Genomic DNA, 13449 nt, shown 5'->3' with positions numbered 1-13449 from the left:
TTATCCCCTACAATCATAATATAAATTAATTTACTTAGTATAACAAAAATAAGACCCGATTTTTAGTAGCAAATCAGGTCTTACTCAAGAATAATTATTTTTCTAACTTCAACTTATCTCGATCAATGCTCTTGAAGAAACCAAAGTAAATTAAAGTATCCATTATCAAGCTGAATAGCTGCATTAACCCACCCGAAAGGTGACCAGTAGCTAGTATCCCAGACAAGATCGGTGGTGTAGTCCAAGGTGGATAAATTCCAATTGTTTTAGCTACTAAACCAGTCTTCATTGCAAAATAAGTCACAATAATATTAGCCATTGGAGCAAAAATAAAAGGTAAAATGATTTTATAATTTAACACGATTGGCAAACCAAAAACTACTGGCTCGTTAATATTGAAAATCGAAGGTCCAATTGCCAGCTTTCCTAAAGCTTTCAGTTCCTTACTCTTAGCAAAAAATGCCATCAAAATCACCAAGCCTAAGGTAGCACCACATCCACCAATTCTAACAAATTCATCAAAGAAAGTTTTAGTTACAATGTTAGGAATTGGCTTACCGGCTTTCAATGCAGTCGCATTTGAGGCTAGTGCAGCATACAAAACCGGATCGATAATTCCCGAAATTGCATTGGCACCATGAATCCCAAAAATCCATAAAATACAGATAACTAGTTCAATTACAATTGCTCCACCTAAAGTATTGCCAACTTTACTCATTGGCTCCTGTAAAAAGAAAGTAACCACATTGGGAATACTCTTCATTGGTGTTGCTTCAACGCCAATCCGAATTAACCAAACCACAAATAACGAGATACCACCTGGAAATAGTGCTGCAAAAGAATTACTTACAGCTGGTGGAACACTATCTGGCATTTTAAAAATTAAATTTTTATGTACTAACCAAACATATAAATCCGTTACAAATAGTCCCACTAGCAAAGCTACAAACAAACCAGATGAATCAAAGTCTTTCAACGGAATCAGCAAACTACCATCTTTGGCTGTTTGCATCGGGATTGTTAAGATAAATGCTGCAATTGCGACAATCATCGCAGAAAAGGCATCAACTTTATAACTCTTAGCCAAGCTATATGATATACCTGCTACTGCCACTAACCCCATAATATGAAAAGATGCATTTGTGACATACTGGACTACATTTGCCCAATTAGGTCCAAAGATATTGGCCATAAACTTAAGATATCCTGGCCAAGGAAACTGACCAATAATCATAAAGACTGACCCAATAATGATCATTGGAACAGCAGCTGTCATCCCATCACGCAAAGCCACCATGTGTCGCGCACCTGATATTTTGGCAAAAAAGGGAATTAACTTTTGATTTAAAAAGTCAGATTTTTTATTACTAACCATTCTGGTATCCTTCTATAATCCTAAAATATTTTTCAATATATTGTTAATAATTAATTTTTAGGTGCAACAGTAGCTTCCTTTTCTTCCTTTAGTAACTTATTATCATAATGCTTAATAAATGGATACCAAACCAAAAATGCTACCAAAGCTGATACTATTGCAAGAACTGCACCTTTCCAACTAACTGTTGCAAGGTATCCACCTAGTCCAACTGGTGTTGGCCATGGTTGTTGAACTCTGATTTTAGGGACTAAACCCGTTGCAAAGCCTGCATATGTTACTATTCCTGAGGCTAGTGGCGCACAAATGAATGGAATCATTAATTGAATATTATAAACAATTGGCAATCCAAATAAGATTGGTTCATTAATATTAAAGATTGCCGGAACAATTTCAACTTTTCCCATTTCCTTTAGTTGTGACGATTTGGCTCGTGATACTAGCCAAATAGCCAACCCCAGTGTGGCACCAGAACCTCCAAGAGTAATAAAACCATTTAAAAATTCTCCTGCAAAAACATGTGAACTGCCTTGAACATTCGCAGCCATATTGGCTAACGCAATTGGTGTGTAAAAAGAGCTAATAATTGTCGCACCATGAATACCAAACCACCATAAAAAGTGAATTAAAAAGATAATTATTAAGAAACCCCACCAAGTATCCGCAATCTTACTAATGAATGAAAATGGTACAAATAACACTTTAAATAAATCGGTACCTAGCAAAACCAATGCTAAGTTTATCACTGTAATTAATGCTGCGATACAGAATGCTGGTATTATTGCACTAAACGAATTGGCCACTCCTGTAGGGACTGCTGCTGGCATTTTAATTTGCCAATTATGCTTTACCGTATAGCGATATACCTGCACTGTCAGCCAAGCGATGACCAATCCAATAAAAATTCCAACGGCCCCAATTCGATAAATACCTCCAGTTGAGGCTTCATATCCGCCCGCAACCATCTTAGTTTTGGTAAACAGTTGTACAAATTGAATTGAACCATTTTTCCAAACTAATTCAGGTACTGTAATAAAAAATCCCATCAAGAACATCATTAATCCATTCATTGGAACTAAGTTAATATGTTCTTCATCGCGATAAATTTTAGTATATGAATAAGCAAATGTTCCAGAAAATACTAATGCCAAAATCCCCATTGTTGCGTTATAAACCGCTTGAAAGATATTGGAAAAACGTCCTATTGTGCTTGCATACAGTTCAGCAAAACCCGGAACTGGAAAAGCCTGAGGAAGTACTGTCAAAATCAAGAAGATTGCACCAACAATTGAAAACGAGATAACACTATACCCTGCATCCATAATTGCTCTAACAAAGCGTGATCCGGCAAATTTTCCAATTACAGCAGCCATTTTATCCTTAAATGACTGATTTGTAGTATTTGTCATGATAAACCTCTCCTAAAATAAATTAATGATTTTTCTTAAACGTCTCAATAACGCTAGCATAGCGATCTTGATTTTTTCTAATTTTGGCAATTCGCCATTCACAAATTAAGCACAAAATTATTCCAGCTATTAAAATCAACGAAATAAATTGGGTAACTATTTTTTTAGATGAAAAAGGAAAAAATACTCGCCCAAACGGAAATAAATTTAGTACTAATAAAATTAAATTTACACCCAATTGTAGCCAAAAATACTTCCTAGTCAGGGGAACATCTAGTTCTTGGTTATGCATTTTAGTTAATTGCTCAATAGCTGCAACTGCTGAACAAAGAGTCATACACAATGCTGCAGCAATCCCTAGCCAGTGTTTATATGGCAATGAAAAAGTCAGCCAAAAAATATTTACAAATAAAAAGATAGTTACGATATATCGTGTCATTAAATAACGACTGAAATATAAATATTTTAAATTATCTTTTCGCTTGTTTTTTTGTTGAATATCATACGCTTTATCTTTGGCCATTTATACAAAATCTTTCCTTAGATGTGTTTAACCATACTGAAAAATGTTTAACCGTTAATCAAATCTTCTGCTTGCTTTAAAACTTTTTCGCCATTCATCATTCCATAGGCTTGCATATCAATTACTCCTAGTGGTACATCTTTACCATCTCTGCCAGCCCCTTTAACCTTATCCTTAAAATCGGCTTCCATATATCTAACTTGTGGTCCAAGAAGTAAACAATCGATCGGCTCTTGCTCAAGATGCTGAGTAGCCTCTGAAGCGGGACAAGCAAAGATCTTTACATCAAGCCCTTGATTCTTAGCTGCTTCTTGCATTTTTGTTACTAATAAAGAAGTACTCATTCCTGCTGCACAATTCAACATTATTGTTTGTTCTGCCATAATTCAAAATCTCCTATACATTTTTAAAATTTCTATAGTTACTATTATAAGCGCTTACAGAAAAATCGCAAACCTTTTTTTATTTTATATTTAACTTGCTGGATGATATTAATGTATTGTAAAATTACATTATGGAAACGTTAACAGATTATTTAGAGAGGTAATGTGTATGTATTCAGCTAAAATGCCCAAAAATTTCTTGTGGGGTGGTGCCGTTGCTGCCCACCAGCTAGAAGGTGCATGGAATGAAGACGGTAAAGGTCCCTCTGTAGCCGATGTAATGACTGTTGGATCAGCAACCAAGCATCGAGAAATTACTAGTGAAGTTCTTGAAGGCAAAAACTATCCTAATCATAGTGCGATTGATTTTTATCATCACTACAAAGAAGATATTAAATTAATGGCTGAAATGGGCTTTAAAGCTTTCAGAACTTCAATTGCTTGGACTAGAATTTTTCCTCAAGGTGATGAAGCAGAGCCAAATGAAGCAGGTTTGAAATTTTATGACGATTTATTTGACACTTGTCATCATTATGGAATTGAACCCGTTGTTACTCTATCCCATTTTGAAATTCCGTTGCATTTAGTGCATAAATATGGTGGTTTTACCAATCGTAAATTAATTGACTTTTTTATCCGCTTCGCTACCGTTTGCTTTAAACGGTATAAGGACACAGTTAAATACTGGATGACTTTTAATGAAATTGATAACCAATCTTCATATAACGATGACTTCTTAATGGCTACCAACTCTGGTATTTTTTTCAAGGATGACATGACTGATAAAGAAAAAGAAGCAGCAATGTACCAAGCAGCTCACTACGAATTGGTCGCATCAGCATTAGCTGTAAAAGTTAGTCACAAAATAAATCCTGATTTCCAAATTGGCTGCATGATTAATTATTCACCAGTTCGCTCATTGACACCTTCTTCTGAAGATGTCTTGTTAGCTGATAAATTTGAGCAACGCCGTGATTGGTTCTCAGATGTCCATGTCTTTGGTGAATATCCTAAAGAAGTTGAGTCTTACATTAACCGAAATGGTTATCGCCCTGACATTACCGATGAAGATAGGATAGTACTCAAGGAAGGAACAGTTGATTATGTTGGCTTTAGCTATTATCAAACTACCACCGTTTCTGCCAAAAACGTCAAACCAGATGCCCTAAACGACCTAACCAATTCGATAGCGCAAAATCCTACTTTAGAACGAAGTGATTGGGGTTGGGAAATTGATCCAGCAGGTTTGCGAATTGCATTAAATCAACTGACTGATCGATACCATTTACCATTATTCATCGTTGAGAATGGTCTGGGAGCTTATGACAAGGTCGAAGCGGATGGTGCTATTCACGATGATTATCGTGTTGACTACTTAAGAAAACATATCTCAGAGATGGAAAAAGCCGTTGCAATTGATGGGGTAAATTTAATGGGATATCTTCCATGGGGACCAATTGATCTCGTTTCGGCTGGTACGGGGCAAATGGATAAAAGATATGGTTTTATCTATGTTGACAAGAATGATGCTGGAAAAGGTACCTTAGAGCGTTCTCGTAAAGATTCATTTTATTGGTACCAAAAGGTAATTAAGACAAATGGTCAAGATCTAGCATAAAAATAAAGTTTCCAATTAATGGAAACCTTATTTTTTTAGTTTAATATTTTTACAAATTAGAATTATCATCTTTTAAAGCACGCGATTTATATAATTTTTCATATAAATCAACCATTTCACCAGCCAAATCTCTAAAAGTGATCGCATTCATCAAATGATCTTGTGAATGAACCACTAACAGCGTAACATCCATATGATCACCTTGCGCCTCTTTAGTTAGCATATCAGTTTGAGAATTATGAGCATCTAGCAATGAAGCATCAGACTCCTTAAGCTTTGCTCTTGCTGCTTCTATATTACCCTTTTTTGCTTCCCTAATTGCCTCAAAGGCCAAGCTTTTAGCATTGCCACCATTAGCTATTAATCCCATAGCAGCCATTAAGGTTGCCTGTTCTTTATCTTCTGATTTAGATACCTTATTTTCCTTTTCTTCAGTCATATTTATTTCCTTTAGTCATTATTACTACAATTATATTTTATATAATTTATCCTTAATTAGATTATATTATAAAGCGCTTTTTAAAGATAGCAAATACTTTAAAATTAAGATATTCATGCAGACAACAGTTAGTTTACAGTGTTGGCTTTTAGTTAAAATTAAATACTTGCCATCTTCTACCTGAATTTTATAAAAATACAAGAAATTGCTTAAATTAATAATTACGAAATATCTTCAGGTTTAATCCTATTAGCAGCTTTAACAAATGGAACGTAAATTAAAAAGCCAACAAACATATTAAACAATTGCAACACAACTGAACGCCAATCCATTGTTGCAACAATGGCATTAAGAATTGGTGGCATAGACCAAACTATATTGTTTCTTACTGGCGCCACAAGTCCCATAGTTACTGCCCCATAGGCAATAGAAACCATAACCAAAGGTGCTAACACAAAAGGAATAAAATAAATTGGATCTAAAACAACTGGCAAACCAAACATCGTTGGTTCATTAATGTTAAAAAAGCCAGGAACAATTGATAATTTGGCAACTGCTTTTTGATCTTCACGTTTAGAGAAAATCAGAATTGCAATTAACAATAAAAGAGTTGAACCTGCTCCACCTATCCAAGCATACAGATCAAAGTCACTACTGGTCCAAGTATAAGGCAAAGTTTGACCTTTTTGAGCAGCATTAATATTAGCTACTTGTGCAGTCAACCAAACCCCATTCATTACCGGAGCTAAGACATTGGTTCCATGTATACCAAAGAACCAAAATACTTGCACAAGTAATACCATTAAAACGACTGAACCATATCCTTGACTCATCTTAAGCAATGGATCTTGAATTGTTTTAGAAATAAAGTCAATCACTGTCGTATTGTTAAGACTAAAAAGATAATTAATTATTCCAACTGTATATAAACCTGCTGCAGCTGGAATAATTCCTGTAAAGGCATTTGCAACTGCAGGAGGAACACTATCAGGCATTTTAATTGTAATATGTTTTTTCATTAACCAAATATAAATGGTAACAGCAACTGCTCCCATAATCATGACAGTAAAGAAACCAGCAGAACCAAAGTACTTACCAAAATTAAAGTAACCCCAACTATTGATACTCTTTCCATCAGAAGCTGCTCCTGATGCAACAATATCCTTGATAGTGTTCTTTGACAAAGTATGCTTTAAAGTCAAAGTAAAGTTTTGAGGTAAACACATAATGAAGGTTCCTAAGGTAACTATTCCACCAGTTACTGGTTCAACTTTGTATTGAATACACAAATGATAGCCAAAAGTATAGGAAAACAATAACCCTAAAATTGCTAACGATCCTGTCCAAACCATCGAATTAATCCCGATAAGCCATTGCATTGAGTTTACAAAACCAGTCCAGCCAAAAGAAGTTGGAATATCTCTTACAAGCGAATTAAGAACCGAAGCAACCGAGCCAGCCATCATTGCTGGCATAATAGCAATAAAGGCATCACGCAAAGCAACCAGCCATCTTATCGACCCAATCTTAGCTGCAACCGGCACTACATATTTATTTAGCCATTTAATTAAAGCATTCATTTAAATTCCTTCCTAAACTAACTATAAAATACTCTAGTAAGTAAAATATACTTATACTAATTATAAATAATCATACCACTTTTAATCTTAAATTAGAAAGCGTTTTTTCAGCTAACTAGTTACCCATTTATTTTAGGTATACAAAAAGTGCTTCTAATTGTTAGTCATTTATCTAACAATTAGAAGCACTTTCAACTTCCAATGACTTTTAAACTTTTTTAAATTGATGGTTTATAGCTATAATCCACTTTTCCCATATATTGTCTAAAGTCTGTATCATGAGCACGTTTTTCACCAAGTTCATCGCGGTATAAAACACCCATTTCATAAAAGACTATTGGATTGAAGTAGTCTACAACTGAATTATCAATTTCTTCCATTCCAAAATCTTTTGAATCAATAACTTCCAACTGACCATGATATTTTTTAATAAAGTCTCTTGAACGAGTATCCAAAGCACGTGTATCTCCAGTATTGACACACTGAATAAATAAGTGATCATCCTGCAATACTTCAAATGGTCCATGGAAGAATTCAGCAGAGTCAATAAACGCACAATCCATCCACTGCATTTCCATTAATGAACAAATTGCAAAGCCATAAGCTTGTGACATATTGGCACCTGAACCTAAGATATACATAAAATCTTGTTTACGATATTTTTGGGCAAATTTTTGAGCTGCAGGTCTTTGCACTTTACGAGCATTATCTACAATTTGATCAATTTTATTTAAACCAGCGATCATCTGATCATATTTTTGGTAAGACTCTTCAGTTTGATGTAAAAATTCATTTAAAATCCGATAATCCATTCCCATTGGGACATCCTTATGTGAAGTTTCTTTACCCCAATCATAAACGTAAAGTTCATCAGACAATGCAGGATCTGTAATATCTGAATTAGGATCATTGGTAATAGCAATCACAAATGAGCCTTTTTTCTTAGCTAATTTTGCAGCTTCAATAACTTCTGGAGTATTACCACTGTGTGATAATGCAAATGTAATACTGTGTTCATTCCAATGTGGAGAATTAATCATTGTTAATTCACGAGCTGGTTTCCATGTAGAATGAAGTTTAGTACTTTCCTTTTCGATAAAATAGTGACCAGGATACAAATCATTCATCGAACCACCACATGCAGCAAAATAAACATCTGTAATTTCTTTTTTACTATCAATAATTTCTTTAATTAATTCTTTTTCATTTAACATTTGTTTTTCTCCTAAATTAAAAATTATTTTATGGAACTAAAATCTTAAAATATGAACAAACTATTCCTAGTACAAAAGTGCCTAACATTATCCATCCCACACTGACACCCTTTTTAAGCAATTTATACATTATATAAACAGCTACCAGTGGCAATAACCCAGGAACAATTTGGTCAAACACATCAGCTTGCAAAGTTAGCTTGGCTTTACCTTGTCCAAAACTTATCGGAGTATTGATCACAACATAATTAGAAGTCATCGCCCCAATTACAATCATTCCTAGTATTGAAGAATAATAGGATAATTTTTCAATAGTTCCAGAAGAATTTAGTTTATCTAAAAAGCCAACTCCAAACTTGTAACCATATTTTAAGCCGTACCATCTAATTAACGTTGTTGGAATATTATATGCAAGAATAAAAACTAATGGTCCAATTATATTACCCTTTAAGGCAAATGTAGCAGCAATGGTAGTACAGATAATTCTCCAAGTTCCCATCATCAATGAATCACCAATGGCTGAAAAGGGGCCCATTAAACTCGCTTTAATGTTACTAATCGTGGTTGGATCGAACTCATCGTCCTCAGCATATCTTTCTTCCATTGAAGCCGATATTCCCATAACAGTAGAAGCACAGAAATTCGACACATTAAAGAATTCAGTATTCCGTTCTAAAGATTCTTTTAACTTCTCAGGTTTATTCTTAAAAATTTTCTCTAATAATGGAACCATTGCATATGCATATCCTGGTCCAAGCTGCTTACTGTATTCCCAAGAAGCTCCCATTGCAAACGTACGCCAGAAAGATTTTCTAAAATCCTTATTTGTTAACTTATTAGAAGTCGTCATCATCACTCACCCCTGCATTACTTGCATTATTTTTTTCAGCTTGTTCATCTCGAAAGTACATAATTACCACTAGAACCACTCCAAAGAAAGCAATTCCCATAATTGGCACTTTTAAGTATGCAGCTACCAAAAAGCCAAGGAAAAAGAATGGGAAAACGTCTTTTTTCATAATTACTTCAAGTAGCATAGCAAATCCAAATGCAGGCAAAATCTCACTCGCTACTACTAATCCATCTTGAACAAATTTTGGAATTAGACTAACAATTGATTTAGCAAAATGATTACCTAATACATAGGTCAAAGTAACTAAAAGAATCGATGGTGCAAAGTGAAGCAGTGTACCACCCCAAAAAGTAAACTGACTATATAATTTGGTCTTGCCTCTAGCAGCAATTTCTTCACACTTTTTTACAAAAACCGGTGAAACTAACACATATACTAGATTTTGCACAAATAAAACTACCATTGATACAGGCAAGCCAAAAGTTATAGCTGTCGCAAAATTGCCATTGGTTTGTAGGGCTACACTAGTACCAACGATACTTGCCGAAACCATATCTTGCGGAGTCGACAATCCTATCTCTTGTACTCCGATAAAAGATAACTCCATTTGCGCACCAATAATAATCCCAGTTGATAGCTGTCCTAGGACTAAACCTGTCAAGGCACACATAACTATTGGACGATAAGTTTGAGAACGTCCGAATAAAAAATATTCTGCATAACCAAAAATCGCCACTAAAAAAATTAGAAAAGTCTTCATAATAGCTCCTATATTTTAGCCAAAAATTTTCTTCTTTTCAGTTGGTACCTGCTGGCAATACACTTGCACTCCATTTGCAACTAATTTATCTAATTCTTGTCGCTCATCTGAAGTAACAAAAACAGCTGATGATAGCGACTCCTTGCCATCTGCAGCTTGTGTACCACCAAGATTTATTTCTTTAATTGCTGGTACAGCTTCAGCTAATTTATAGACATCGTCAATACTTTTAACAACGATAAACAATTTGTATTTATCAGTTACACCACTATTAATCGCCTTGATCGAATCAGCAATTGTTTTAATAACTAACTTAACTCCTGTGGGTTTAGCTAATTTCATAATCGTTTTTTCAGTATTATCATTAGCAACATTATCGTTAGCAATTAGAATACAATCAGTAGAAAGATGTGAAGTCCATGACACAGCAACTTGACCATGTAATAATCTGTGATCTACCCTCGTTAGCACAATCATTTTAAAATTCCCTTCTTTAAAAAATCCTAATTTATAAGTCTTATCTTCCTTAAACAATGTTAGCGGTTTTACAAATAGAATTCAAGTTCAAATTTAAGTTATTAGCTCTATTTATCGATAAAAGCCCTAAAATAGCCATTTATCGGTGATATTACCTTATTATCCTGATACCTTGAAAATAAAAGCAGATCAAGTTTCCCTAAAAAGGAATTCTTAATCTGCTTTTTATCCTATAAATTTAGTATTTGCAAAAATCTAATTCAAAGCACCAATCATTTTTAAAATTCTTCGTTATCTCCTGAAGTAGTATTCGAGTAACGATATATACCAGTTTGCCCAGCTTCAATAACTGAATCGAGTAATTTTTCCAATGGCATTTGCTCACGATTGATAAATAATTGCAGCAACATAGGAATATTTACTCCAGTAACAATTTCCATGTCCGGATAATCCTTAATCAATTTAACTAAGGTGTTAAAAGGAGTACCGCCCTTCAAATCGGTGAGGCACAAAACAGGACCTTGCAGTAAATCTAATTTTGCTTTTAAATCATTTTGAAGTTGATCTAAAGATTCTCCCATTTCAAATTTAACAGTTTGACAATCTTTTTGAGTACCACAAATCATTTCCGCTGATTGCAATAATTCTTTAGCAGAATTACCATGCGTACAGATTAATATTCCCATTTTAAAATCTCTTTAATAAGGCAATGCACGATAGTAACGACGAATATCCATTGGATGACGGTTAATGTGTTCAATATGGACATCAATCCGATTATTAATAGCATGGAAGACAAACGGACTTAAAGTTCCACGATATTTTTCTGAAATTCCTGGTAAATCATAGTCTTTAGAATCGATAATTGTGTAATTGCCACAAATTTCTGGTAAAAATTTAGCAACACGTTCACTTAATGAACGCTGTGAATCCTCACCAACATAAACCGTCACTGGAGTATCACGATCAATCACTTCAAGCACACCATGGAAGAATTCTCCAGCTTCAATGGCCCGAGTTCTAATCCAGTGTTGCTCTTCCCAGTAACACATTGCGTATGAATACACGGCTCCCCATTGATTACCAGCACCTACAAAATAATGCATTTCATCGTCATGATGTTTTTCAGCAAATTTTTGAGCAAAGTCATCTGAACTTTCCGCAATGTCAGCTATATCTTGGGCAAAATGATTATCCATTTCTTGATAAAATTCATCATAATCAGGAAATTCACCATTCAAATACATTAAGCGGTCACCTACCATAAAGAACTTAAGTTGTTCATTTTCTGGATATGAAATACAGTAAGTTAACATTGAAGCTAATTTTGCTTTAGGATCATCCATAAAACCTAAAACTGTTGCTCCAACCTCATTTAACTTTTTAACAGCATCAACCATCTCTTGAGTATTACCAGTCACTGAAGAAATAATCACCAATGAATCACTAGTAATGCGCTTATTACCAGTTGTTAAATATTCAGCGGCATTTTGATAGAAAGTTTCTAAGGCAGTTTTTTCTTTCATATGTACAGTTGCTTGCATAGCTGATGCATAGGTTCCGCCAATTCCTAACCAACAAATATTAGAAATACCTTTTTTAAATAATGGATCAATTACATCATTAATTTGACCTCTTAGTTCTAAAGCACCATTCATACTATCAATTAATTCTTGCTTGTTAAATTTACGCATTTTATTTTTCCTTTTCTATTATTTACTATTTATTTTTACAATGTTTTTAATTAAATTTTTGAAGCCGTAATTTCATCAAAATCAGGATATGCCGAGTGTTGCAAATCTATATCTTTTTCTTGCGATAACCGATATGCCAATAAATGTACTGGAATCGTCATAAATAACGCTGCAAGTAATTCATCAGTATTTACTTTCAAACTCAAATCATAATCTTTTTTACTTTGGCTATCATTGGCATAAATCGTATATACATTATCAACGTGCTTATTTAAAAATTGCTTTAATAAATCTGCACGCTCTTGCAACTTTCCGTTAGGTTCTAAACAAACAATAAAATCATTTTTCTCTAACCCCAAGTATGGGCCATGCATATATTCTTCTAGTTCTTTACCCCATGCGCTAATTCTAACTGCTTCAGTTATTTTTGTTTCACCTTCACGACTAACGCCATAAGCAGCCCCATAGCCAATAAAGGTAATTCGTTTAGCAATATTAAATTTTGTTAAGTTCTTGTCTACCCATGAACTAGCACCAGTTATAACAGCAGGGACCTGCTTAATTACAGCTTTGATTTTTACAACATATTGTTCAAATTCATTTGTCGAAATTTTATGGTTTTGTTTAGCTATTATTAATGCTATTAAAATTAAATCTAAAATTTCTATACTATAGCCTGCACTAACATATGGCATTTCCTCTATTGGCATACCCATATCTAAAACGTTCTTAGCTACTTTAGCAACAGGACTATCCTCCTCGCTAGTTAACGCAAAAACCGTATGGTCTGCTTGTTGCAGTCCCTCAATTAACTTGACAACTGAATAACTGTGCCCACCTTGTGAAATTGCTATACATAAAGTATTGTCATTTACATGTAATAAATAATTTTCTGAAATTGATGGTTCTTCAATTTGAATTGGCATTGCCAAAACCTTACTCATAAATGGCAAAGCACCATAAGCAGCGTTAGAACTTGATCCGGTTGCATATATAACTACATTATCAATCTTTTCAGTATCGACATTGGCAAATTTTTTTACAAATAAAGCTTGATAATTATCCAAAACGCTTTGATAATACTGCGGTTCTAATTGAACATAATCTTCTATACTTTTCACTTA

At 34.2% G+C, this 13449-nt stretch carries 14 protein-coding genes; 1 reads left to right on the top strand and 13 read right to left on the bottom strand.

The features are described from left to right. Positions 1-94: 94 nt before the first annotated feature. From celB (OZX59_RS08670) to OZX59_RS08655, 4 genes are read right to left on the bottom strand one after another with little or no spacing between them, the layout of a single operon-like run. Entirely contained in the window at positions 95-1375 is a 1281-nt protein-coding gene (gene celB, locus OZX59_RS08670; protein ID WP_277125964.1) for a PTS cellobiose transporter subunit IIC, read from the bottom strand. 50 nt (positions 1376-1425) lie between these two features. Further along, on the bottom strand, positions 1426-2784 hold the full coding sequence (gene celB / locus OZX59_RS08665; protein WP_277125963.1) for a PTS cellobiose transporter subunit IIC: 1359 nt from the start codon (positions 2782-2784) through the stop codon (positions 1426-1428). Positions 2785-2806: 22 nt separating this feature from the next. Then, complete coding sequence (locus OZX59_RS08660) at positions 2807-3307, bottom strand: PTS cellobiose transporter subunit IIA (protein WP_277125962.1); 501 nt, start codon at positions 3305-3307, stop codon at positions 2807-2809. A 47-nt stretch (positions 3308-3354) separates the two neighbouring features. Then, positions 3355-3690, bottom strand: coding sequence for a PTS sugar transporter subunit IIB (locus OZX59_RS08655; RefSeq protein ID WP_277125961.1), 336 nt, complete (start codon positions 3688-3690; stop codon positions 3355-3357). Positions 3691-3859: 169 nt separating this feature from the next. On the opposite strand from OZX59_RS08655, the gene OZX59_RS08650 reads away from it, so the two are divergent. After that, positions 3860-5308: a 6-phospho-beta-glucosidase gene (locus tag OZX59_RS08650; protein ID WP_277125959.1), complete on the top strand. Its 1449-nt coding sequence runs from the start codon at positions 3860-3862 to the stop codon at positions 5306-5308. A 49-nt stretch (positions 5309-5357) separates the two neighbouring features. On the opposite strand, the gene OZX59_RS08645 is transcribed toward OZX59_RS08650, so the two are convergent. The 9 genes from OZX59_RS08645 to OZX59_RS08605 all read right to left on the bottom strand — a co-directional run bounded on the left by OZX59_RS08645 (position 5358) and on the right by OZX59_RS08605 (position 13446). Continuing rightward, complete coding sequence (locus tag OZX59_RS08645) at positions 5358-5747, bottom strand: PTS lactose/cellobiose transporter subunit IIA (RefSeq protein ID WP_277125957.1); 390 nt, start codon at positions 5745-5747, stop codon at positions 5358-5360. A gap of 221 nt (positions 5748-5968) precedes the next feature. Further along, on the bottom strand, positions 5969-7327 hold the full coding sequence (locus tag OZX59_RS08640) for a PTS sugar transporter subunit IIC (protein WP_277125955.1): 1359 nt from the start codon (positions 7325-7327) through the stop codon (positions 5969-5971). 218 nt (positions 7328-7545) lie between these two features. Beyond that, on the bottom strand, positions 7546-8541 hold the full coding sequence (locus tag OZX59_RS08635) for an SIS domain-containing protein (protein ID WP_277125953.1): 996 nt from the start codon (positions 8539-8541) through the stop codon (positions 7546-7548). Positions 8542-8569: 28 nt separating this feature from the next. After that, on the bottom strand, positions 8570-9391 hold the full coding sequence (locus OZX59_RS08630) for a PTS system mannose/fructose/sorbose family transporter subunit IID (protein ID WP_277125951.1): 822 nt from the start codon (positions 9389-9391) through the stop codon (positions 8570-8572). Beyond that, entirely contained in the window at positions 9378-10154 is a 777-nt protein-coding gene (locus OZX59_RS08625) for a PTS sugar transporter subunit IIC (RefSeq protein ID WP_277125950.1), read from the bottom strand. The genes OZX59_RS08630 and OZX59_RS08625 overlap by 14 nt, the downstream gene beginning before the upstream one ends. 15 nt (positions 10155-10169) lie before the next feature. Further along, on the bottom strand, positions 10170-10631 hold the full coding sequence (locus tag OZX59_RS08620; RefSeq protein ID WP_277125948.1) for a PTS sugar transporter subunit IIB: 462 nt from the start codon (positions 10629-10631) through the stop codon (positions 10170-10172). 278 nt (positions 10632-10909) lie between these two features. Continuing rightward, positions 10910-11317 (bottom strand): PTS sugar transporter subunit IIA, encoded by a 408-nt coding sequence (locus OZX59_RS08615; RefSeq protein ID WP_277125947.1) that lies wholly within the window; start codon positions 11315-11317, stop codon positions 10910-10912. 12 nt (positions 11318-11329) lie between these two features. Then, positions 11330-12325, bottom strand: a complete 996-nt coding sequence (locus tag OZX59_RS08610; RefSeq protein WP_277125946.1) for an SIS domain-containing protein — start codon at positions 12323-12325, stop codon at positions 11330-11332. Positions 12326-12375: 50 nt separating this feature from the next. Beyond that, complete coding sequence (locus OZX59_RS08605; RefSeq protein ID WP_277125945.1) at positions 12376-13446, bottom strand: SIS domain-containing protein; 1071 nt, start codon at positions 13444-13446, stop codon at positions 12376-12378. Positions 13447-13449: the final 3 nt, after the last annotated feature.

Source organism: Lactobacillus sp. ESL0681, from assembly GCF_029392835.1.
GTDB lineage: Bacteria > Bacillota > Bacilli > Lactobacillales > Lactobacillaceae > Lactobacillus.
This window is presented reverse-complemented; position numbering and strand designations above follow the sequence as displayed.